This is a genomic window from Acinetobacter sp. AG3, assembly GCF_022343575.1.
Lineage (GTDB): Bacteria > Pseudomonadota > Gammaproteobacteria > Pseudomonadales > Moraxellaceae > Acinetobacter > Acinetobacter guillouiae.
The window spans coordinates 2,529,353-2,552,451 of sequence record NZ_JAKQZD010000001.1 but is presented as its reverse complement, the minus strand read 5'-3'; the positions used below and the strand labels follow the sequence as shown (position 1 = coordinate 2,552,451).

The 23,099-nt window shown below is 37.2% G+C and carries 22 protein-coding genes and 1 tRNA gene; 13 read left to right on the top strand and 10 right to left on the bottom strand.

Annotation, left to right across the window (positions count from 1 at the left end):
* Nucleotide 1: 1 nt before the first annotated feature.
* The 4 genes from L3V46_RS11925 to L3V46_RS11910 all read left to right on the top strand — a co-directional run bounded on the left by L3V46_RS11925 (nucleotide 2) and on the right by L3V46_RS11910 (nucleotide 3,169).
* A complete protein-coding gene (locus tag L3V46_RS11925) occupies nucleotides 2-166 on the top strand; it encodes a DUF1427 family protein (RefSeq protein WP_004721074.1) in 165 nt (54 codons plus the stop codon).
* A gap of 38 nt (nucleotides 167-204) precedes the next feature.
* On the top strand, nucleotides 205-900 hold the full coding sequence (locus L3V46_RS11920) for a YoaK family protein (RefSeq protein WP_239045787.1): 696 nt from the start codon (nucleotides 205-207) through the stop codon (nucleotides 898-900).
* Nucleotides 901-931: 31 nt separating this feature from the next.
* Nucleotides 932-1,639 (top strand): YoaK family protein, encoded by a 708-nt coding sequence (locus L3V46_RS11915; protein ID WP_239045786.1) that lies wholly within the window; start codon nucleotides 932-934, stop codon nucleotides 1,637-1,639.
* A 267-nt stretch (nucleotides 1,640-1,906) separates the two neighbouring features.
* A complete protein-coding gene (locus tag L3V46_RS11910) occupies nucleotides 1,907-3,169 on the top strand; it encodes a carbohydrate porin (RefSeq protein ID WP_239045785.1) in 1,263 nt (420 codons plus the stop codon).
* Nucleotides 3,170-3,295: 126 nt separating this feature from the next.
* Here the strand turns inward: L3V46_RS11910 and trmB are convergent, their stop codons facing one another.
* Complete coding sequence (gene trmB / locus L3V46_RS11905; protein ID WP_004821023.1) at nucleotides 3,296-4,012, bottom strand: tRNA (guanosine(46)-N7)-methyltransferase TrmB; 717 nt, start codon at nucleotides 4,010-4,012, stop codon at nucleotides 3,296-3,298.
* A gap of 139 nt (nucleotides 4,013-4,151) precedes the next feature.
* Nucleotides 4,152-5,075, bottom strand: a complete 924-nt coding sequence (locus L3V46_RS11900; RefSeq protein ID WP_239045784.1) for a LysR family transcriptional regulator — start codon at nucleotides 5,073-5,075, stop codon at nucleotides 4,152-4,154.
* A 93-nt stretch (nucleotides 5,076-5,168) separates the two neighbouring features.
* On the opposite strand from L3V46_RS11900, the gene L3V46_RS11895 reads away from it, so the two are divergent.
* The 4 genes from L3V46_RS11895 (at nucleotide 5,169) to L3V46_RS11880 (ending at nucleotide 10,110) form a co-directional block, all read left to right on the top strand.
* On the top strand, nucleotides 5,169-5,591 hold the full coding sequence (locus tag L3V46_RS11895) for a PACE efflux transporter (protein WP_004821026.1): 423 nt from the start codon (nucleotides 5,169-5,171) through the stop codon (nucleotides 5,589-5,591).
* 200 nt (nucleotides 5,592-5,791) lie between these two features.
* Nucleotides 5,792-7,051 carry a putative DNA modification/repair radical SAM protein gene (locus L3V46_RS11890; protein WP_239045783.1) on the top strand — a complete coding sequence of 420 codons (1,260 nt, stop codon included), beginning with the start codon at nucleotides 5,792-5,794 and terminating at the stop codon, nucleotides 7,049-7,051.
* Nucleotides 7,052-7,831, top strand: coding sequence for a TIGR03915 family putative DNA repair protein (locus tag L3V46_RS11885; protein ID WP_004821030.1), 780 nt, complete (start codon nucleotides 7,052-7,054; stop codon nucleotides 7,829-7,831). It begins immediately after the preceding gene.
* 488 nt (nucleotides 7,832-8,319) lie between these two features.
* On the top strand, nucleotides 8,320-10,110 hold the full coding sequence (locus tag L3V46_RS11880) for an ESPR-type extended signal peptide-containing protein (protein ID WP_239045782.1): 1,791 nt from the start codon (nucleotides 8,320-8,322) through the stop codon (nucleotides 10,108-10,110).
* 31 nt (nucleotides 10,111-10,141) lie between these two features.
* Here L3V46_RS11880 and L3V46_RS11875 read toward each other — a convergent pair.
* A protein-coding gene (locus L3V46_RS11875; protein WP_225367773.1) for an IS3 family transposase occupies nucleotides 10,142-11,274 on the bottom strand; the annotation gives its coding sequence in 2 pieces (ribosomal slippage) (nucleotides 10,142-11,022 and nucleotides 11,022-11,274; 1,134 coding nt in all).
* A gap of 59 nt (nucleotides 11,275-11,333) precedes the next feature.
* On the opposite strand from L3V46_RS11875, the gene L3V46_RS11870 reads away from it, so the two are divergent.
* Both L3V46_RS11870 and L3V46_RS11865 read left to right on the top strand, forming a co-directional pair.
* The gene (locus L3V46_RS11870) at nucleotides 11,334-13,565 is read left to right on the top strand and encodes an autotransporter outer membrane beta-barrel domain-containing protein (protein WP_239045781.1); all 2,232 of its coding nucleotides are present in this window, start codon (nucleotides 11,334-11,336) and stop codon (nucleotides 13,563-13,565) included.
* 101 nt (nucleotides 13,566-13,666) lie between these two features.
* Nucleotides 13,667-14,854 carry a glycosyltransferase gene (locus tag L3V46_RS11865; protein ID WP_239045780.1) on the top strand — a complete coding sequence of 396 codons (1,188 nt, stop codon included), beginning with the start codon at nucleotides 13,667-13,669 and terminating at the stop codon, nucleotides 14,852-14,854.
* A gap of 127 nt (nucleotides 14,855-14,981) precedes the next feature.
* Here the strand turns inward: L3V46_RS11865 and L3V46_RS11860 are convergent, their stop codons facing one another.
* The 3 genes from L3V46_RS11860 to L3V46_RS11850 form a co-directional block, all read right to left on the bottom strand.
* Complete coding sequence (locus tag L3V46_RS11860; RefSeq protein WP_239045779.1) at nucleotides 14,982-15,791, bottom strand: siderophore-interacting protein; 810 nt, start codon at nucleotides 15,789-15,791, stop codon at nucleotides 14,982-14,984.
* A gap of 152 nt (nucleotides 15,792-15,943) precedes the next feature.
* Nucleotides 15,944-16,459 (bottom strand): GNAT family N-acetyltransferase, encoded by a 516-nt coding sequence (locus L3V46_RS11855; RefSeq protein WP_239045778.1) that lies wholly within the window; start codon nucleotides 16,457-16,459, stop codon nucleotides 15,944-15,946.
* 198 nt (nucleotides 16,460-16,657) lie between these two features.
* Nucleotides 16,658-17,251, bottom strand: a complete 594-nt coding sequence (locus L3V46_RS11850; protein ID WP_239045777.1) for a TetR/AcrR family transcriptional regulator — start codon at nucleotides 17,249-17,251, stop codon at nucleotides 16,658-16,660.
* 134 nt (nucleotides 17,252-17,385) lie between these two features.
* Between L3V46_RS11850 and L3V46_RS11845 the strand changes: the two genes are divergently transcribed.
* Nucleotides 17,386-18,597 carry an MFS transporter gene (locus L3V46_RS11845; protein ID WP_239045776.1) on the top strand — a complete coding sequence of 404 codons (1,212 nt, stop codon included), beginning with the start codon at nucleotides 17,386-17,388 and terminating at the stop codon, nucleotides 18,595-18,597.
* Between the two features lie 263 nt (nucleotides 18,598-18,860).
* On the opposite strand, the gene dctA is transcribed toward L3V46_RS11845, so the two are convergent.
* The gene (dctA, locus tag L3V46_RS11840) at nucleotides 18,861-20,144 is read right to left on the bottom strand and encodes a C4-dicarboxylate transporter DctA (RefSeq protein ID WP_239045775.1); all 1,284 of its coding nucleotides are present in this window, start codon (nucleotides 20,142-20,144) and stop codon (nucleotides 18,861-18,863) included.
* A 278-nt stretch (nucleotides 20,145-20,422) separates the two neighbouring features.
* Here dctA and L3V46_RS11835 point away from each other — a divergent pair, with 278 nt between their 5' ends.
* On the top strand, nucleotides 20,423-20,947 hold the full coding sequence (locus L3V46_RS11835) for a type 1 glutamine amidotransferase domain-containing protein (RefSeq protein WP_239045774.1): 525 nt from the start codon (nucleotides 20,423-20,425) through the stop codon (nucleotides 20,945-20,947).
* A gap of 60 nt (nucleotides 20,948-21,007) precedes the next feature.
* Here the strand turns inward: L3V46_RS11835 and L3V46_RS11830 are convergent, their stop codons facing one another.
* The 3 genes from L3V46_RS11830 to L3V46_RS11820 all read right to left on the bottom strand — a co-directional run bounded on the left by L3V46_RS11830 (nucleotide 21,008) and on the right by L3V46_RS11820 (nucleotide 22,393).
* Nucleotides 21,008-21,280, bottom strand: coding sequence for an antibiotic biosynthesis monooxygenase (locus L3V46_RS11830; protein WP_239045773.1), 273 nt, complete (start codon nucleotides 21,278-21,280; stop codon nucleotides 21,008-21,010).
* Nucleotides 21,281-21,578: 298 nt separating this feature from the next.
* Nucleotides 21,579-21,655 (bottom strand) — tRNA-Ile (locus L3V46_RS11825).
* Between the two features lie 591 nt (nucleotides 21,656-22,246).
* Nucleotides 22,247-22,393 carry a hypothetical protein gene (locus tag L3V46_RS11820; protein WP_239045772.1) on the bottom strand — a complete coding sequence of 49 codons (147 nt, stop codon included), beginning with the start codon at nucleotides 22,391-22,393 and terminating at the stop codon, nucleotides 22,247-22,249.
* A gap of 311 nt (nucleotides 22,394-22,704) precedes the next feature.
* On the opposite strand from L3V46_RS11820, the gene L3V46_RS11815 reads away from it, so the two are divergent.
* On the top strand, nucleotides 22,705-22,875 hold the full coding sequence (locus L3V46_RS11815; RefSeq protein WP_004821078.1) for a hypothetical protein: 171 nt from the start codon (nucleotides 22,705-22,707) through the stop codon (nucleotides 22,873-22,875).
* The last annotated feature ends 224 nt before the right edge of the window (nucleotides 22,876-23,099 follow it).

The following is a 23,099-nucleotide window of genomic DNA, read 5'->3' as shown; positions in this document are numbered from 1 at the left end:
TATGAAAATCTATCTGATCTCTTTGGCCGTTGGGTTGTTGGTTGGCGTGTTGTATTACCTATTAAATGTGAAATCTCCAGCACCACCTTTTGTGGCCCTATGCGGTTTATTGGGGATGGTTATTGGCGAACAACTCATGCCAATGATTAAAAACTTATTATCCTAACGATAGGGTGAAGTAATAACAGGAGAAAGGGGCAAACGATGCAATTCAGACTAAGTAAATTATTGAGCTTCAATGCAGGCTATCTCGATACTGCAAGCTTTCTCGCATTGCATGGCTTATTTTCTGCCCACGTGACAGGTAATTTTGTAACATTAGGCGCGGCTTTAGTCTCCGAGAGCCAAACAGGTGCTTGGGCTAAATTGGCAGCATTACCGATGTTCTGTATTACGGTTTTATCGGTAAAATTGTTGGATCAAAAGTTTATCCGCCATCAAAACAGTTCATATGCGTTTTTTCTCAAACTGATGTTTTTGCTTTTTAGTATTGTCGCTGTATGTTCCTACTTTTATTTGCCCTTTCCTAAATACGATACCATCATGAGTTTCACTGTCGGTATGTTATTGGTGGCGGCTATGGCGATTCAAAATGCGATGCATCGTATCCATTGGACGAAAGAATCACCAACAACTGTGATGACGGGCGCTACAACACAATTGATGTTAAATATTGCTGAACTTTTTTCCAAACCTTCTCAGGAAAAAAGACTGCAAATTCGTCAGAGTATTGTTGCAATTTTTCCAACCATGTTGAGTTTTGCATTGGGATGCGCAGTTGCCGCAATCGTATATAAATTTGCATTGCTGTGGTTATTTTTACTTCCCCCAGTTTTGTTACTGATGATTTACATCAATCGGGACAACTATAAAAAAAGCTTAGGTTTTGACAGATCCTAATTCTAATTAATTATTGAATGACGAGTAGAACATGGAAAATATACAAACGACGCCACCGAGTGGGTTTTGGAAAACATGTCGAGATCCTTTGTTATTGACAATTGTGGGTGGCGCAATTGATACCATTGGCTTTATCGCACTGTTTGGTTTTTTTACTGCACATGTCACAGGAAACTTAGTCTTAGCCGGTGCTGCTTGGGTCAAAGGTGGGCCAGGGATTTGGATTAAGCTTGGGGCAATTCCCTTATTTATTCTGACTGTTGCCATCACCAAATATTGGATTGATCGTAGCGTACAAAAACATACCACTTTAAGTTATTTATTTTTGGGGGAAGCAATTTTTTTGCTTGGGTTTATGCTTGCGGGTTTATATTTTGAACCATTTAAAGATGCCAATAGTGTCACCGTCGCAATTACCGGTGGTTTAGGGCTGATCGCTTTAGCTATTCGTAACACTTCAAGTAAAACCTTAATTAAACATATTAGTCCGAGCACCATGATGACGGGAAATACAACACAGTTAGGTATAGATATTTCTAATTATTTAAGAGATCGGAACGATAGCAATATGCAAAAGCTACAGCATAGTTTCAGCATTGTGGTGGGGTTTGTGATTGGCGCATTTTTAGGTGCTTTTTTATATGTGTATCTAGATTTCTGGAGTGTCGCTTTCTTTGTCGCACCTGTGTTGTATCTGTCTTATCTCGCAGCCAAGCAAAGATTTGTCCAACCAAGCTAGTGGCTTAATGATGAATAAACATCAATGAGTAATCATGCTTGATGGCGTTTTTGTCATGATTATGGTGATCATGTCGGCGCTTAAAAATTCCTTCAAATATCTATTGGAATAATCATTTTTTAGTTAAATCAAGCCTTGATTGATTTAACTCGCATTCATCATTCACATTTTTGAAAAATCCAAAAATTAAGCCATGTCTTGTCAAACAGCAAAGCCAGCATCTGTCATTTATTTTAATTATGGACTTTGCAAAATTAAGGTAAACCTATGTCAAATTTAATTAAATGTATGATTCCTTTTGTTTCATTGCTCAGTATACAGTTGCATGCTGCTCAACACAGCTTAGACAAAAATAGTCATTATTTGTTTGGTGATTGGCAGGGGATGCGGACTGAACTTTTAACGCAAGGGATTAAATTAGATGCAAACTTGATTGTAGACAGCGCTTATTTAGCCGATGGTGGCTATAATTCGGGGAATGATCCTAAATATGCCAGTCAATTTTTAATTGGTTCAACTTTAGATTTAGAAAAGCTGGCAAATTGGGAGGGGATGACATTAAAAGTAACAATCACAGCAAGACAAGGACAAAGTTTATCTTCCGAAGATATTTCTGATCCATCTGCACCACAGCTTGCCAATGTTCAAGCAAATTATGGTCGTGGTAACAGTAAAAGTCGATTGACCGAGTTTTCTTTGGAGAAAAACTTTAAACAACAGGGGCTCAGTATTAAATTAGGGCGTTTGGGAATAGGTACAGATTTCAATGTGATGTCTTGTGAATTTCAAAATAATTCATTTTGTGCTGCGCAAATGGGGAAATGGCAAAGCGGAATTTGGTATAACTCTCCAATTTCTCAATGGGGTGGTCGTTTAAAATATCAATTTCACCCAGATCTGGCCGCACAAATCGGCGTTTATGAATATAACCCTCAAAATGCTTTAGAACGTCATGGCTGGAATCTGAGTACCCATCACGCCGATGGTGTCACCATTCCCATAGAGATGATCTGGCAACCGAAATCATTGATCAATGGATTAGCAGGGACTTATCGTGTAGGGGCAATGTATAACAGCGCAGATCAAGCTAAAAATCAAAAGGATATACGGACGGGACAGCAACAAAATCATACTTATGGCGCTTGGTTTAATTTTGACCAGCAACTTACTTCAGTTGGTGTAGGAAAGCAGGGCTTACACAGTTTTGCCAATTTTACATTCCATAGCCGTACCACCAACAAGGTGGATCAGTCTCAACAGATCGGTTTAAAGTATTATGGGGTGATAAGCAGCCGAGCTGAGGATAATTTTGGTTTTGCGCTTAATCGTATTCATATCAATGATCGTTTTACAGAAGACAATAAACAATTTAATGCTGATGCCGAATATAATATTGAATTAAATTATAGTTATTATCCAACAAAATGGCTGATGTTACGTCCAAGCCTGCAATATATCGTTCATCCTGGTGCAACACATGATGTCAACAATGCTTGGGTCTTGGCATTGGGAACAAAGCTTAACTTTTAGCATAAAAAATCTAGCTAAAATATTTTAGGATGAGTCCAATTTAAATAGGCAACATTAGACAAAAAAATAGCATTAAATATTTGATATTTAATGCTACAGATAAATTTAGAAGGAGGGTGATTTGGATTAATTTATTTTCTTAAAAATAAAGTCATTAATCTTATGACCTGCCTCAATACCACGACGTTCAAACTTGGTTTGTGGACGCCATTCAGGACGAGGATAGCTATTGCCTTTGCCTGCTAAATTTTCTAAACGAGGACGATTGTCTAAAACATCAAGCATCCATTCAGCATACGGTTCCCAGTCTGTTGCAGCATGGAATGTACCACCGATTTCCAGTTTTTCTTCAACCAATGGCATACGATCATGAGAAACAAAACGGCGTTTAAAATGACGTTTTTTCTGCCAAGGATCAGGGAAATAAAGTTGAACTGTATTGATACTATTGTCAGGCATTTCACGCAGAACTTGGATTGCATCTGCATCTAAAACACGTAGGTTTTTAACTTCTGCCATACCTGCTTCATAAACACATTGCGCAATACCAGGCACATGCACTTCGATTCCAACAAAATTACGTTCAGGATTGGCTTTTGCCATCAGGACCAAAGAGCGGCCCATACCAAAACCAATTTCTACCGTAAGTGGGCGTTCAGGATGTTCAAAGTGTTGACGTAAATCGCCGACAGGGTATTCCAAAATTAAATCACGATGTTGTTCAAGCGCAGTACGTTGTGAAGTATTGAGCGGTGACGATCTACGCATAAATGTCACAATTTCACGGTGTTCTTGCAAATTGTCTAATTCTACAATTTGTGCTTCAATTTGATCGTTTGACATGATTTAGGTAATACTAGAAATCTAAAAGGCGTATTGTAAGTGCTGAGCTTCGCAAGTCAAATTTTTTATAGAATTTCATTCAATTCTAATAAATTTACAATGAAAACTGGATAAAATAAAATCATTAACGCGCACTGAGTCAAAGACTATTCTTGTTATTCAATGCGTCGTTATGTTCATTTAGACTTTGTCTAATTAACTCGATTAATTCCCGCGATGCTTTAGGTAGTGCTTTATCTTTTAACCAAATCAGATAAATCGGAACGGAAAGTTGATTGTAGGTATTTTTAAAATCAATTTGGATTAAACGCCCAGCATCAATATGTGATTTGACCAATGAATATGGGAAATTTCCCCATCCTAAGCCGATCTCAACCATATCAATCGCCGTTTGTAGATCATTGGTTCGCCAATAAGATGCGGCAATTACCGATCTCAAATCAGCAATATCAAGCGCACTACTGGCAACAACAATTTGCCGAACATTAACCAAATCCTCAATATAAATAGGATGAACTGCTTGATTCATCAAGGCATGATTTGCAGAGATTGTTGCAACAACAACTTCCATGCTGACCAATTGCAAATGTTCTTGCATTTTAATATGTTGCCCTGAACCTGCTAAACAAATTGTGATTTGTTCTGAATACAGTAAATGCAAAATATCATCTTGTGGTGCAGTAATGATTTCGATATTGAGCAGTGGGTATTTTGCTGCAAGTTTATCAATAGATTGTAAAAGTTTTTGATTGTTTACATCCGATACAACACCTATTTTTAAAGTACTCTCCAAACCTAAGGACAGTTCATAAGCATGTTTACTCAATTGTTTTAATTGTTCTGAGATGATTCTTGCTTGTGGGGCTAAGGCAAGTGCTGACGCTGTTGGAATCACTTTGCGGGGTGTTCTTTCAAACAGCTGTAAGCCTAATTCTGCTTCAATATTTGCAATACCCATACTGACGGCTGATGGTACTCGATTTAAGGCACGAGCCGCAGCAGAAAAAGAGCCTGTATCCAGTACTTTTACAAATAATTCTATATTTTCGCTGGTGAAATTCATAATTGGTATCAGTCAAACTGAAAGCTATTGTCTTTATCTATTATTATAACTGAAATTAAAATAGCTTTTTTGAAAATCTGTTTGGGTAAGTTTATGCAAGGTCTTAAACGTAGAGTAATTTATGTAAGTACCTATGAAATCATTGGACTGGGTATTTCTTCTTTAGGGCTGGCACTACTTTCGGGTACACAATTAACCCATACAGGGCCTTTGGCTTTCCTGATTACCACGATTGCTGTGAGCTGGAACTTTATTTATAACTTAATTTTTGAAGCATGGGAAAAACGCCAAACTTTACGACAACGTACGGTAAAACGCCGTGTAGCTCATGCGATCGGATTTCAATTAACCTTGGTGGTTTTTCTTATTCCATTGATTGCATGGTGGATGAATATTAGTTTTCTAGAGGCTTTTTTATTAGATGCGGCTTTAATTGTTATCATTCCAATTTATACATTTATTTTTAATTGGTCTTTTGATCGATTATTTGGTGTTCCACTTTCCGCTCAAGCTTAAAAAATGTAATTGTTTCTGCTTAAATTATTGCCCATTCAATTGAATGGGCAATAATTCAGGTTTTTTCTAGCACATTAATTTTTATTTAACGCTTTAAATTTATACGACAGCTGATGTCGCAACAATAAAAAAATCGCCATTGTTGACCGCTCATAATTTATATAATCACTAAAGTTCATTCGGAAAATTAGGTGTGAGTGATGACAGAGCGTATTAGAGAAAAACTGCAAATTTTAGCAGATGCTGCGAAGTATGATGTGTCATGTTCATCCAGTGGCAGTAACCGTAAAAACAAAGACAGTGGGCTAGGCAATACGGGGGCTGGAATTTGCCATAGTTATACCGAAGATGGTCGATGTGTATCGCTGCTTAAAATTTTATTTTCCAATGTGTGTATTTTTGATTGCTCATATTGTGTTTCTCGCCGTTCTAATGATGTCAAACGAGCTGCTTTTACGGTACAAGAAGTTGTTGATTTAACCATTAATTTTTATAGAAGAAATTATATCGAAGGGCTGTTTCTCAGTTCAGGAATTTTTAAGTCAGCAGACTATACCATGGAGCGCATGCTACAAGTCGTTAAAAAGCTACGATTAGAAGAGAACTTTAATGGCTATATTCATCTTAAAACGATTCCAGGTGCTTCACAGGAGATTATCCATGAGGCAGGGCTTTATGTAGATCGGATGAGTATCAATTTAGAAATGCCTACCGCAGAAGGTTTAAAAAAGTTCGCCCCTGAAAAAACCCATGACGAAGTGCAAAAAGATTTGGGCATTGTTCGAGACCGTTTGATTCAATTTAAAGATGAAAGAAAAATTATAAAAACTGTGCCGAAGTTTGTTCCAGCAGGACAAACAACTCAAATGGTGGTGGGTGCACATAACGAAACGGATCAGGATATTATCTTAATGGCTGATCACCACTACAAAGAATTTAAACTCAAACGGGTATATTTTTCGGGCTATATTCCGATTAATGATGAAGAAAAAGCGTTGCCTTCGGTAGGTTCAGCACCGCCATTACTGCGTGAAAATAGACTGTATCAATCTGATTGGTTAATGCGGTTTTATGGCTTTGAAGCAAATGAAATTGTTAATGCAAAGCATCCAAATTTAGATTTAGATATCGACCCAAAACTGAGTTGGGCATTACGTCATCCTGAACAATTTCCTATCGATATCAATCAAGCTGAATATCGAATGATCTTAAGAGTCCCTGGAATTGGGGTCCGTTCAGCTAAGAAAATTGTTCAAGCACGTCGTTTTGGTAAAATTCATATTGATCAAATCAAAAAATTGGGGATTGCGTATAACAGGGCAATGCATTTTATTCGTTGTGCTGATACCCCTCCTTTTTTAAAAGATCAATTACCCAGCCAAATTCGCCAGAAAATATTACAGACAGGGCATTCAAAATATACTCAACAACTTTCGCCACAATTGGATTTGTTATTCTAAATGGCGAAATATATTTTTGATGGGACCATGACAGGGATTTTGTGTTGTGTATTTCGTGCATTTCAATTTAAAGAGTTTGATGTCATTGTCTCAAGTGAAAACAATACTCAAGCCGCTTTATTTGATGAAACGATTTTTGTTGAATCTAATGACGCTCAAGCCAATAGAGTTTGGCAAGGCCTAAAGTTAAAAGTTTCAGCAAGTGGTTTACGTAATTTTTACTATACTTTTTTATCTGAACAGGAAGATGCTTTTCAACATCTGTTTAATTTTAGTGTTTATGCATTCTTCGCTCAAAAAGCGATTGATCGAGATTATGGTCATCCAGATGTTTTGGCACTGTCAAAATGGGCCAAACAAGTGGGAAGAGAAAAGCACCGTATGGAAGCTTTTGTTCGCTTTAAAAAATGTAAAGATGAATTATTTTTAAGCTTGGTTAAGCCAGATTTCAATGTTTTGCCTTTGATCGAAAAGCATTTTAAAGCCAGATATCAAGACCAGCGCTGGCTTATTTATGATGAAAAACGAGATTTTGGTATCTATTATGATTTAAGACAGGTTCATCAAGTCAATATGAATGTCTTAGAGATTGATCAAAAGATTCATCAAGGTTCTAGTCAAGATTTTAGTGTTGAATTAGATCATCAAGAGGTTCTATATGATCAGCTTTGGAAAGATTATTTTAATAGTGTAAATATTTCAGCGCGGAAAAACATTAAACTGCATATTCAATATGTACCAAAGCGATATTGGCGTTATATGAATGAGAAAACGGTTTAAAGATTAAATTAATGATATCGCCTGTATCTATAGCTGGATCTTGAATAATATAGTTTTGGTTTTGATGTCTAGCTGGCTTTGTCTATGGTATTGCTATGGATTATATGAGCGGCGTCACAACAGTTATTTCTTCCCGAATTTTTTATTTAATCTTTATATGTCTCAAAAGAGGGAGCGATTACATGAATACAAAAAACATGTGTGCTGTCTATTTTAAACACTGTAATGCTTATGATTTAAGGTCTTCACTCTTTACACAGGCAAAGGTTTTATGTTTATTTTTTGAATAAATCTTATACAGTTTTTTATTTTTTCAGCTTTCTATTTTATTTGAAAATACTATCAAATGGTATAATTTATTCATGTATAAGCAATTGTAATTTATGTTGATTTTATAGTGGTATGTGATTTGTGTTGTTTTTATTTTGTTGATATGTTAATTATAAAATGCAAAATACATCACAGAATAATATACAAGGAAATACCACATGAATAGAATTTATAAACTAATATGGAATGTAAGCCTAAATGCTTGGGTAGTATGTTCAGAGCTTGGGAGAAAAGGGAAATCATCATCGAAAGTGACTTTATTGATTGGTGGTGTTCTGATTTCCTCAGCGAGTTTAGCTGTAGAGTGTACGCAAGGAACAAATGGCTCTGTTACGGTTAATAATACAAATAATACTGGAGCAAATATTAACTGTGAGGTATCTACTATTTTACCTGAAATAGGAAATACAAGTATTTGGAATACTGGGTTTTTAGTTTATAGCCAAAATGCCAACAGAAGCATAACGCTGACCAATGATTTAACCACAACACTCAAGGGATCGGGGGGGATTTCAGTCTATGGAACTGCACCTAATTTTACATCTTCTTTTAATGCCGCTGGAAAAAAACTCGATCTCACGATTACAAATTTAGATAGTAATAGTAGCAATCCAAATGGGGATAATATTGCAAAAATAGGACTGGGAGTATCGCATGGGGGTACTTCAACTATTGGTACATTGAATCTTACCATGCTAGATTTACCCAAAGGGCCAACATTTAATGAACGATTTGAGCACTATGGTGTAGTTGTGGGGTCAAGTGTTAATTCAGCAGAAACAGCTGCTTTTAATGGGATGAGGTCCAAAGCTATATTTGATAATTTAAATATTAAAATGAGTGCAAATAATAACCCATCCTTTTTATCAAATTATCCGTTAGTTGTCGGTATTCGTGCAATTCAAGGAGCACCACAATCTTCTGGTAATGGTGCTGCTGGCTATGTAGAGGTGAATAAAGATTTAAACATTGATATTAAAAATCAAAAAAATGATGCAATAGGAATTTATATTTCTGGTTCTGAACAAGGTGGCGTGGTACCAGAAGTTCATTTAAATAATAGCAATATCAGTATTGAGAGTACATCCACTCGCGCAAACGCTATTCGTTTAGGGAAAACAGCAGCAATTGGTACAGGCGAAGGTCGTTTATACTCCAAAGGAAAAATGATCATAGATACGACTAAAGCGCTTAATGATTCTGCAATTGATATTATTTGGCAGGGCGCTTTACTGGATGCCAATGCCGCTACCTCTAGTACTGAGATTAAAGCAGGCAGGGAAGCTATTAATATTAGTGGTAATTCAAGTCAAGCTACAGATCAAACAATTACAACATTTAATAATTTAATCATTAATAAAACAGCTACAAATACGGCAAGTTTAATTACTGTAGGAACAAACCAAAAAAACTATATTTTCTCTGCTAGAGGTGATAACACATCACTGATTTCTAATACGGGAAATAATGCGTATTTGATTGATGTTCAAGGAGCAAGTACAACGCCAAGCCAAGTCAATTATCATTTTGAAAACGGATATATGCAGGGACTTGTAAATAAAACAGACAGCTCTACTTTAAATCTCAATTTAAAAAATAACGCGATTTGGCAATTGGAAGCGAATGGAAATAGTACTCAAGCGAACTTTACAACATTAAATTTAATAAATTCACAACTTGTTGCTCATGATGTGAATCGCAGTAATCTACTTACAAATACACAATCTGCTTTTAACTTAAAAGGAAACGTTGTTGCATCCAACTCTCAAATTGATCTGGCTAATGGTGTGGCTGGAGACAAATTAACCATTACTGGCGACTATACAACTGGAAATAATACTTGGCTAATGGACTCTTATTTAACGGGTCTTGGACAGAGTGGTGATTTAGGTGTAGATGGTAAATCATATACAGATAACAGAGGTGGTCCCACATGTTTGAACAACTAAAAGCTTATTTATAAGTGATACTCTGCTCTAGTTAAGCTACCTTATTTTGTTGTGGTAGCTGGTCATAGTAAAACTCATCTGGAGTCATTTTGTCCAGACTCGAATGAGGTCGTTTCAAATTATAAAATTCAAAATATGCGTTTAATTGCTTCTTCGCATCCAAAACATTGCTGTAGGCTTTGAGATACACCTCTTCATATTTAACGCTCCGCCATAATCGTTCAACCATCACATTATCAACCCATCGACCTTTACCATCCATGCTGATTTGGATGTCATTTGATTTCAATACATCAATAAATGCATCACTGGTAAACTGACTGCCTTGGTCTGTATTAAATATTTCAGGTCGACCATATTTTTCAATAGCTTCATTTAATGTTTCTATGCAAAATGTAACCTCCATACTAATCGATACTCTATGCGCAAGTACCTTGCGGCTATGCCAATCAATCACAGCACATAAATAAACAAAGCCTTTTGCCATAGGGATATACGTTATATCCGTAGACCACACTTGATTACTGCGCTGAATAGCCAATCCTTTGAGCAGATATGGATATTTGCGGTGAGCTTGATTAGCCTGGCTTAAATTTGGTTTGCAATATAACGCATTAATGCCCATTTTCTTCATTAAAGTACGTGTATGACGTCGTCCTATATGATGTCCTTGACGATTCAACAAATCACGCATCATACGGCTACCTGCAAAAGGGTATTGCATATGTAACTCATCCATACACCGCATCAGCTTCAGATCTGATGCACTCACAGGTTTTGGGCGATAGTAATAACAACCACGGGAGACTTTCAGCAGCTGAGCTTGCTTAGATACTGAAATCTGAAGTGAGTCATCGATTAACTTTTGTGGTTGAAGCGGCCCAGTTTCTTCAACACACCTTCTAAAAAATCAATTTCTAATGCCTGCTCACCGATTTTTGCATGTAGTTTTTTTAGATCGATGGGTGGTTCTGTTGGAGCTTTTGATTGATCGAAAGCTTGCGAGGAAGCTGAAATCAGTTGATTTTTCCAGTCGATAATTTGGTTTTGATGAACATCAAATTCAGCACTCAATTCAGCAAGTGTTTTTTCTGCTTTAATCGCAGCAAGTGCTACCTTAGCTTTAAAATCATTTGAATGATTTCTTCTTGGTCTACGTGCCATAAAATACTCCATATATTGATGTTTATAACATCATTTGGGGAGCAAAATATCACTTATAAGTGTTGTTCAAATTTCCTGATCCACCTCTTAACGTCAAAATTACGGGTAATGTGATTGATAAAGGTATTGATTGGGTTTGGGTCAATAACTTAAATCTGGTTGATCCAACTGGAAAAGAATCTATTTTGATGTATGACATCGATGGTGCATCCAATGGTGAATTTCTTTTACAACGCCGTGTTGTAAAAGGCGGTTATGAATATTTGTTAAATAAGCATGCGAATGGTGACTGGTATCTTGAAAGTTTCAATATGAAAGGTGAAACGGGTGATACCGGAGCGACTGGTTCTACTGGAGCAACAGGTGATACTGGAGCCACAGGTTCTACGGGTGATACTGGAGCCACAGGTTCTACGGGCGCAACGGGTGATACTGGAGCCACAGGTTCTACGGGCGCAACGGGTGATACTGGAGCCACAGGTTCTACAGGCGCAACAGGTTCTACGGGCGCAACGGGTGATACTGGAGCAACTGGTTCTACAGGTGCAACAGGTTCTACGGGCGCAACGGGTGATACTGGAGCCACAGGTTCTACGGGCGCAACTGGTTCTACAGGTGCAACGGGTTCTACGGGCGCAACGGGTGATACTGGAGCAACAGGTTCTACAGGCGCAACAGGTGATACTGGAGCAACTGGTTCTACCGGAGCCACAGGTTCTACAGGCGCAACTGGTTCTACGGGCGCAACGGGTGATACTGGAGCCACAGGTTCTACGGGCGCAACTGGTTCTACCGGAGCGACTGGTTCTACTGGAGCAACAGGTTCTACTGGAGCAACAGGTTCTACAGGTGCAACGGGTTCTACGGGCGCAACGGGTGATACTGGAGCCACAGGTTCTACGGGCGCAACGGGTTCTACCGGTGCAACGGGTGATACTGGAGCGACTGGTTCTACTGGAGCGACTGGTTCTACTGGAGCGACTGGTTCTACTGGAGCGACTGGTTCTACTGGAGCAACAGGTGATACTGGAGCCACAGGTTCTACTGGGGCGACTGGTTCTACAGGTGCAACGGGTTCTACGGGTGCAACGGGTTCTACCGGAGCGACTGGTTCTACGGGTGCAACAGGTTCTACCGGAGCGACTGGTTCTACTGGGGCAACGGGTTCTACTGGAGCGACTGGTTCTACTGGAGCAACAGGTGATACTGGAGCCACAGGTTCTACGGGTGCAACAGGTTCTACAGGTGCAACGGGTGATACTGGAGCGACTGGTTCTACGGGCGCTACAGGTTCTACCGGAGCGACTGGTCCAACAGGCAGTACAGGTCCACATCAACCAGTCATTCGCCCAGAGGTTGGTAGTTATACTTTTAATGCCAATATTGCCAATAACTTATTTGTCCATCGTTTAGAAGATCGTATTGGTGCAAGTGAATACACCAATATGAATAAAGATGATGTCGGTCAACTCTGGTTAAGAGCTGTAGGGGGCTATAATGAATTTGAAGATAAATCTGGACAGATTGATACCGATGGTCATCATTATGTTTTACATGCAGGTTTAGGTTTGGCAAACTTTGGCGAAAAAGATGAATATAATGTCGGCTTAATGGCTGCTTATGGTAATGCAGGCAGTGATTCCAAATCATCAATTACAAATTACAAATCATCTTCAAAACTCGATGGTTATGGCTTTGGTTTGTATGGAACCTGGTTTGAAAATCCGACTGAAAAAACTGGTGCATATGTCGATACATGGGCAATGTGGAGTAAGTTTAAAAATGAAGTATCTGGACAAGATTTTGGAACAGAAAAATATGATTCTTCAGGAATTACGGCCTCAATAGAAGCAGGTTCTAGCTATAAACTTGGACAAAGTGAAGGCGTTAGTTATTGGATTCAACCACAAGGTCAATTTATTTACCAAGATGTTCGATTAGATTCATTTAAAGAAAAATCTACAGGTACGTTAATTGATGAAGGCAAGGGCAATATTCAAACTCGTCTTGGAGCAAAAGCCTTTCTTGTGGTCCCTACAGATATTGCAGCTAGCTCAAACTATCGCCCATACGTCGCATTAAATTGGATTTATAATTCTGAAGACAAACTTGTGAAGTTAGATAATAGTTACTATGGTATTTCTGGCAACTCAAATTTGGGTGAAGTTAAATTTGGTGTTGAAGGGCAAACAAGCAAAAACAGTTATGCATGGTTTAATCTTTCATATCAGATGGGTAGTAATAACTATAGCGATTTCATTGGAAATATTGGTTGGAAAGTGAATTTCTAATTCTAGTATTTAAGTGTTCTTAAAAGAAATCCATCAAGAAGCCTTGCAATGCAAGGTTTCTTTCATATAGAAGTATGTAAATAGAATCAAAGAGAAAAAATATGACACTTTGCTTAAATATGATTGTAAAAGATGAAAGTCATATCATTGAACAAACATTAGAAAATATATGTCAACATTTTAAGTTGGATTACTGGGTGATCTCAGATACTGGATCTAGTGATCGTACACCAGAGATTATCGAAAACTTTTTTAAAGCGAAAAATATTCAAGGTGAGATAATTTATGAAGCTTGGCAAAATTTTAGTTATAACCGTAATATTGCTTTAAAAGCTTGTCTTGGAAAAAGTGATTACATTCTTATTTTTGATGCAGATGATTCAGTAACAGGTGAGTTAAGTCTACCGACTTTACAGAAAGATGCTTATTATTTTCAACTTTCCAATGAAGATCTCTCGGTAAAATATTTAAGAAAACTCATTATTAAAAATAATGCTCAGTATCATTGGCGCGGTGTTTTACATGAATATTTAGAAAATAAAAATGAGCAAGAGGTAGGGGAAGTTCAAGGCGCTTATGTCGTTATTTCAGGTCGAAAGGGTAATCGGAGTTTAGATAAAGACAAATACTTAAAAGATGCCAAAATCCTTGAAATGGCTTATATCTCTGGTGATGATCCAGATTTATTACCACGTTATGCATTCTATTGTGCACAATCATATAAAGATGCAGGACAGATAGATAAAGCAATAGAATGGTATCTAAAGCGGGCTGAATTAGATATAGGTTGGTATGATGAAAAATACTGTAGTTTTGAGCAATTGGGTTTACTTTATGAAAGTGAAAAAAATTACAAAGATGCACTATCGTATTGGCAGATGGGAATAGCCCATGATCCACACAGAGCTGAGTGTTGGTATCATTCGGCTAGACGGCATAGTTGGGATCATCATCCTGAATTGGCTTACTGTTTTGCCAAACAAGCCAGTGAAATAAAAATGCCGGAAGGTAATCGTTTATTTTTAAAGAAAGATATTTATAAATTTTGGTCACTATATGAATGGTGCTTAAATGCATACAAACTTGGAAAAATTGAAGAGTCCTATCAAGCCTTTAAAAAATTAGTTGAACATTGTCCAGAAGACCTTGTCAATCGTTTAACAGATCAAATCAATGAATATCGTTGTTTTATTATGCAAGACTCTTTTTATGAGGGGCAGTTGTTGGCACTGAATTTACATCGAGTTGGAAAAAAAGCGTTATTAGAAAAAATTTTAAACGGGAATTAAAAACCGATATTCATTGTTGAGTAAGTTAAATGAAAAACCTTATAAACCCTAGTTTATAAGGTTTTAACGCATCTACTCAGAATAATATAAATCAGATTTCGTGATTGATCATTTATTCACTTTGGACTTAATCATCTAACACTTTAGACTGTCGTTCATTATCTGCTTTCCCAATCTGCCAGTAAGAACAGGCATAACAATCTTCTTTGCCCCAATCACTTTGCTTTCTTAAGATATTACGACATGCCCGTACGGCTTGTAGTTCGGCGGTAATATGTGCAAAACGGCTTGCTGGTAGATTAATGAATTCAGGATGGTGTAACAATTCGTCAGCCAATAAACTTTGCTGAAGCGGGTTCGGATTGAACAGCCATGTTTGCTCTAAATCAGCTTGTGTATTTAGTTCGATTTGATCTTCTACAGTTGCTACTTCTGCAATGACATATACTTTGGCATCAGCTGTTAATTTTTCTAAGATCGCTTGAGTAACTGCAAGTCCAGTCCCATCAGTGATAATGAGATAATGATTCAGCCCTGTAGGGATTGAATTTTTAGCGGCAGTAGACATGGTTACGCCAATTTGATCTCCAGGTTGAGCACGATCTGCCCAGTGACAAGCCACCGTATCTGTACCATGCATTGCAAACTCGATGGTTAGGGTTTTGTTGACTAAATCAATATCTCGATGGGTATAAGTCCGAATTTCTGGCATCATCTCAGGATTACTGACAATCCACTTACGCTGATTAAAATCAAAATCAGGAATTTCTATCGCAGTTTGATCATGCCTTGGAATAAAAATTTTATTGTTATCACCAATACTGGTGTATTTGAATTTCTCTACATCTGCACAGTCAAAAATAATACGAACATAGTTTGGACCTAGATATATTTTCTCTTTCACTTGAATAAAAGTGCGATGTGCATTCAGCGCCATGATTTATTCCATATAAATAACAATAATTCTCATTATCGTATCGGCTTTTACATGAAAATGCCACTATTACCGCGAGAGTTGATGATAAAACTGCAAAGATGCTCAATATCCTGCATCAATAAATCATAAACAATTTAATCTATCTATTTGTATTATTCAGTATGAGGAGGAATAACATAAGTCACTGAATCATATTTAGGTTTCTTTTTATATTCAGAAATAACCCCACCTAAAGATTCTGCGATATGACGACTAGCATAATTTTCAACAGCTACAGGGTAAATAAAATTATTACAACTCAAGTTGCCTGAAGCCCAATGAACCATGCTTGTTACCGCATCTTTACCAAATCCTGACTTATGTCGATCTTCTCGAATCCAAATGCCTAATTCAGATGTTTCCGTTTGTATTTGATGCAGTCCTGCAAGGCCAAGAAACTCATAATTAGCAATGTTTCTGACGACGAAAATTAACTCATTCCCATGTTTAATATTCTCTAGCCATTTTTGCCAGATCTCATCAAACTCTTGACGGTTTTGCGGAGGATCCCAAGCCATATATCGAGTTAAGGTGGGAGTTATATGCTGAAATACCTCATCAGCATCTAAAGATGTAAATGGTTTTAAAACAACTTGAGAAAAATGGATCTCTATATTATTCCAGTTCAAAAAAACCTCGAAAATTCAAAATTACAGTTAATTTATCGTATAGCAGTCAAAAGGTACATGGTTAAAATCAGGATCGGTTTAAGCTAAAACTATCTTAAATTGAAGTCATCAATAGGGATATCGATCCTAACTCTCTGACTTTATTATTCTGAATATCAAGTTTCAATTTAAATCCTGTATTCATAGCAATCAGAATTTTTATTGATTTACTTTAATCAATAACCCGCGGAGTAAAAGGTTTAGTGCTGTTCTTCCAGACTTGAGTCTTTGATTATGGTCGTCACCATTGGCTATCCAAAACGCGGCTTCAGCTAAACTGCCATAAATTAAGCAGGCGAGTGCTTGCGGATCAGTTTGCTCAATGATTCCTTGCTGGATAAGTTGCGCTATCTGTCTTTGCATCGAATCAATACAGTGTTGTTGCGAATCTATAGATGCACTACCCAAGACCGCTCGTGCATCGCGCAGTACGATGCGTTGATATTCTGATTCTATTGCCATGTCCAGATAAGTATGACAACGCTGACTAAATCCTGACCAAATATCTTTAGCTTGTTCGGAGATCACATCTAAACGTTGATCCATTTCATGATCGATTTGTGCAACGACTGCAGCCAGTAATCCTTTTTTATCACCAAAATGGTGATACAACGCACCACGAGTGAAACCTGCCTGTGCGGTGAGATCATCCATTGAGGTATCGGCATAACCACGTTCACTAAAGACTTTTCGAGCCATCGTAATCAGTGCAGCACGGGTTTCTTCCATTTCAATACGAGTACGACGAACCATTAACTTCTCCTTACATACGTTTCGTATGATTATTTACATACACTGCGTATGAATGTATGCTTTATTCATACGCAGTGTATGTATTTTTGCTGAATCCTTATATGTTTGCAAGAGATTGTATTCAGGAGAGTCTGATGATTGGTCTATATAGAGAACTGTTCTGTGTCGCGGGTACCCAAGGTTTTGCTTTGGCTGGCTTATTGGCTCGGATTGCCTTACCGATGACCGGCATTGGTATCATTGTTATGTTATCTCAACTGAGGGGGAGCTATGCGCTGGCTGGTGCAGTGTCTGCGGTATTCGTATTGACATACGCATTAGTGTCGCCCCAAGTATCAAAGTTAGTTGATCAATATGGACAAAGTCGCATACTGCCTATCGTAACAACGATCAGCAGTATTGGTTTATTGATATTGGTATTTGCTTCATGGTGGCAGGCTGCTGATTGGACGTTGTTTGTGGGGGCATTATTGGCGGGTTTTATGCCCAGTATATCTGCCATGGTAAGGGCGCGTTGGACAGCAATATATGCTGGACAAGCTCAATTACAAACCGCTTACTCACTAGAAACAGTACTAGATGAAGTCACCTTTATTATCGGCCCGCCATTGTCTGTTGGTTTATCGGTAGCAGTGTTAGCACAAGCAAGTTTACTGGTTGCAACATTGTTGTTGATTATCGGTGTATTTTTACTGGTGTTACAACGGGGTACAGAACCCCAAATCGACACACAAGATTTAACTCATAAGCGTTCAGGCTCAATCATTATGCTTGTTCAGATACGCTTGCTGACATTGTTAATGGTTGGAATGGGGATCATTGTAGGCACAATTGATATCGTTAGTGTCGCCTTTGCTGAACATCTTGGTCAGCCTGCAGCTGCCAGTTTGGTGCTTTCTGCATATGCATTAAGTTCATGTTTAGCTGGCTTATTATTTGGTGCAGTTAAATTGAAAATGTCTTTACAGCATCTTTTATTATTCGGAGGCGTGGCAACTGCAGCGAGTACATTACCCTTATTATGGGTGAATAGTATTACGATGTTGGCAAGTAGTGTTTTACTGGCAGGGGTATTTTTTGCACCGACAATGATCGTCGCAATGGCACTGGTCGAGCGCATTGTGCCAAAACATCGCCTGACGGAAGGTATGACATGGTTACTGGCTGGGTTAAATGTTGGCGTGGCATTAGGCGCGGCAATCTCTGGACAAATGGTTGATGGCTATGGGTTAAGATCGGGTTTTCTCATTGCATTATGCGGAGGGGGTATGGTGTTGGTGATTGTGTTATGGGGACATTACCGTATGGGTAATGACAACATAGCCATATCAAATGATCCGTCATGATGATCAGCACGATTCTTTTTGCTGTGCTTTCTGGAGTGGTCTTCGATTGAGGACTTTAGTTTAAGTACATGCCATGATTCATAAAAAACCATTTCAGCGACTCAATGCGGAAATGGTTTTTATGAAATATGTGTGCTTAAGATAGCGTTAAAGGGTTTTATCTAAAGCGTATTCTGTTGGTTATAGTATAGTTGGTAATAGCGCGTTGGTTTTGCTGTAAGATAAAACTCTAATTTTTACCATGACTATGTGTTAATTGCGTTTTAATTGCCCAATTCATTTTTTGCCCAGTTTGGGTCATCTAACATTTGATGTACACGTTTCTTATCAACATCATTTTCCCATACACCAATCACTAAAGTTGCGACACAATTACCAATCAAGTTACTTACTGCTCTAAAAATACCAATCAGCCAATCCACTGAAAGGATCAATACCAAGCCAATCGCCGGGATAATAGGAAAGCTGGATAAAGTCGCAGCGAGTACAACGATCGCTGATGCGGGGATGCCATGTGCTCCTTTTGAGGTAAACAAGGTGATTAAAAGAATCATGATAAGGTCTGAAATTGTTAGATGAACGCCTGTCGCTTGTGCAATAAATACAACAGCAAGGGTGAGATAAATTGAAAAGCCATCTAAGTTAAAAGAGTAGCCCGATGGAATGACCAGACTTACCGTGGAGTCTTTTATCCCTAATTTTTTTAGTTTATACATCACTTGCGGTAGCACAGAATCAGAAGATGATGTTCCACATACGATGGTGATTTCCTCTCTAAAATAGCGAATGAGCTTAAAAATATTGAAACCTAAGAGTTTTAATACCAGACCAAGTATGACGATCACAAAGAAAATCACAGTTGCGTAATAAATTAAGACCAAATAGCCCAGATTAAGTAAAGTTTCTATTCCAAACTTTGCTACGGTAAAAGAAATTGCACCAAAAACGCCGATAGGGGCCAATTTGATGATAATGGACATGATTTTAAAAATAACTTGAGATATTTTATCGATAAAAGAGGCGACAGGTTCACTGACATCTTTAGACAGCATAGATAATGCAACGCCAAATAAAATTGAAAAGACAACCACTTGCAGAATATCATTTCCTGTAAATGCACCCACAGCAGTCTGAGGAATCATATTTAAAAAGAAATCAGATACACCTGTAACTGCATGGATATTTTCATTGTACTTGGTCATTTGGGACGCATCTAAAGTTGAAATATCCACGTGCATACCATGCCCAGGTTTAAATATATAGGCTGCGGCTAAGCCTAAAATTAGAGCGATAGTGGTCATGATTTCAAAATAAATCAGCGTTTTTATTCCCACTTTCCCAGCTTTTTTTAAGTCTCCTGCACCATAGATTCCTAACACAATGACGCAGAATATAAGTGGAGCAATCAACATTTTGACAAGTTTGACAAAGCCATTACCAAACACTTGAAAATTGATCGCAATATGAGGCAAAAAGTAACCGAATAAACAGCCAATCACCAATGCAATCATTACTTGTAAAAATAAAGAGCGTTTAATGAGCTTCATTGAGGAGATTCATAACTAAAAGGTCACTTGAAAAAGCAATAGTTATGCCATTTTTTGAATGAATAATTTTTGGTCTTTTCTGTAGTTTTTGTTGTAGTGTTATTTGATTATTTGATACATAGGTTGCTTAATAGCAGTATAGATAGAATAACAAAAAGGATATCTAACAAGCCTTAAAACAATATCCTAAAACATTTAACAATAAGAAGCTAAAACTTGTACATCTACAATCGTATTTTTTGTTAGCTTGAAATATACCGTATTGTTGGAGTAAGAAAATGACTAAAAAAGTACTATTCATCACTTCAAATTCTGGCGTTGAGCATGATGAGCTTAAAAAACCTTTAGACTTTTTGACGAGCAAGGGCATAGAAAGCATTCATGCTGCGATTGAATTAAAAGATGTACGAACCGTTGTTCATGATGATGAAAAATCGGTGTCATATAGTCCGCATGCAATTTTGGAAAAAGTAGATCCAAGTGATTATGATTTGCTGGTTATTCCAGGGGGAACGGTCAATGCCGATCAATTGAGAATTGATGAGAATGCTAAGAAAATCATTCAATCCTTTACAGACCATAAGAAACCGATTGCTGCCATATGTCATGGACCATGGACTTTAATCAATGCAGAAAGAATTAAAGATAAAAATTTGACTTCATATAAAAGTATTCGCATAGATTTAGAAAATGCAGGTGCAAACTGGATAGATGAAGAAGTTCATCGTTGTAATACGGGTGGATGGGTACTCATTACATCGCGTAGTCCAGATGATATTCCTGCCTTTAATGAGGCGAATTAAAAGAATTGGAATAAGTGAATAGAGTAGGCTAGGCAAAGTGTAAATTTTTGAGATAGCCCTTTAATCGAGGGTTATTTCATACAATCTTTGAATATGCTGGGTTTTAATTCCCCACACAGAACCTGATATTCTACGTTGATGATTTTCAAAGCTTTGTCGACTCTCAAAAACTTCATGCACATCCCAAATTAAGGGATTTTGACTTTGTTTAACTTCAAAAGAAACACAACCTCGTTCTTGTCTGGTTAACTTGATATGTTCTGGAAGATACTTGATTACGATATTTAATTCTTGTTCAGACACACAGATTAACTGACCACATAGCTTAACCATCGCATTCTCATTGATAAAATAGAGCTGTTGTTTTATGTAGGCGTAGTACTAGTCTTGCATAAATTATTATTTTTTGCGTAAAAATTTAATGCGCATTTTATTCGATCTTTCATAAATCAAAAATGATCATGTTGAGTGATTTATATTGGTATTGATGGTTAGAATCAAGGAGTGTGTTGATCTATGGTTTAGAAATGACTTATGAAAGAAGCCTATTGAATTGCTTATAGATAACTTAATAAAGAAGCAGATATTAAAAAACCACTTAGGATTAATGCATCTAAGTGATTGTCTTATTTGGTGGGCCCGCCCAGACTTGAACTGGGGACCAACGGATTATGAGTCCGCTGCTCTAACCAACTGAGCTACAGGCCCTTCATCAAGTGAATTGATTAATTATCAACTACTTGGAACGTGTGCAATACTATCTAAGATTTTAGAGTTTATCAAGTTTTTTTTACAAGTAGACTGTAGAGAATAGCTTGATATAGTGTTTAGCATTGCGACAGCTAGAGATTCTATATAGGTCAACACCAAGAGTAAAGCTGACAAAGACATTTATTGATCAATTGGAGCTTAGATCTGCGATTTATCGAGACAAGGAGTTGATTGGCTTTGTTGTACGTGTACATAACAGCGATAAAACTTACTATCGCTGAAAGAAAGTTCTTAGTAGATCTGTGCGCACGACTTTGGATTATATGGAAATATCAGTCTAGGGAAAGCGCATGACTTAGCACAGGGGAAATTGCTACAAATGGCATAAGGGATAAATCCCAACCATAAAAAAGCAAAAAATATTAGAGCAGCAACAACAATTAAATATCGAGAAAAAGAAGTCTACAGCAGCTATAGCAAACCAAGCTTTTATGGATTACCTCAATTTAAAGTCTCTTCAAGCAAGATCAATTATGGACTATACAATCAAAAATAGGTCGTTTAAAAATAACTACACATTACTCTAACTTAGCCTTGCCAGCTCGCAAGCATATAGATCACAATCGCAAGTAAAAATAGACCTACTAAGAGTAAAATATATTTAGGGATTCTACGCTTTTCTTGTGCTTTTTCAGATCTTTCTTGAGCGGTTGATGGGTTGTTATCATGTTGCATATTAACCTCTAAGATTTATCAAGTGATTAATTTATATGGTGGACTAATCTCATCAATACTGTGTGAATAAATGTTGTTCAAAAGTGATCAATGTAGATTAAATGAAAGATTAAGTATTAAATGAAATGATGCTTTAAAATAATGGCTAGTTATTTTTAAAATAAAAACATAGTGTTAATTGGTATTCTGTATTGAGTTAAAATAAATAAGCAGGGCTTAAATTCACAAGCACTTACAACACTAAACAGCGAATAAAATAATCCATGCTATAAAAACAATGCTTTTATTTAACATTATATGGAGAAGTGATTATGTCTGTAGGTGATAAATCAGCATATACAGCAAAGCAGAAAAGACAAGCGCAACATATTTATGAAAGTGAGAAAAAACAAGGTCGCTCAGATGAAGATGCAGAACGTATTGCTTGGGCGACTGTAAATAAGCAGGATGGTGGTGGGAAAAGAAAAACACAGCATTCTTAACTGATTAAATCCACCTCGGTGGATTTTTTATTTGCTAAATAAACTATTAATTTCCAAAAACTAAATGAGAGCATCCTAAAGATGATTTTTAAAGTTTACTTATAGGGTTATTTGAAATATTACACCGTTAGTCATTATCCATATTACTACTTATAAATTCTAGAATAGAAAATATATCAACAAGCAAAAAGAGTGAATATCAATATGCAATTCAATACTGGGGC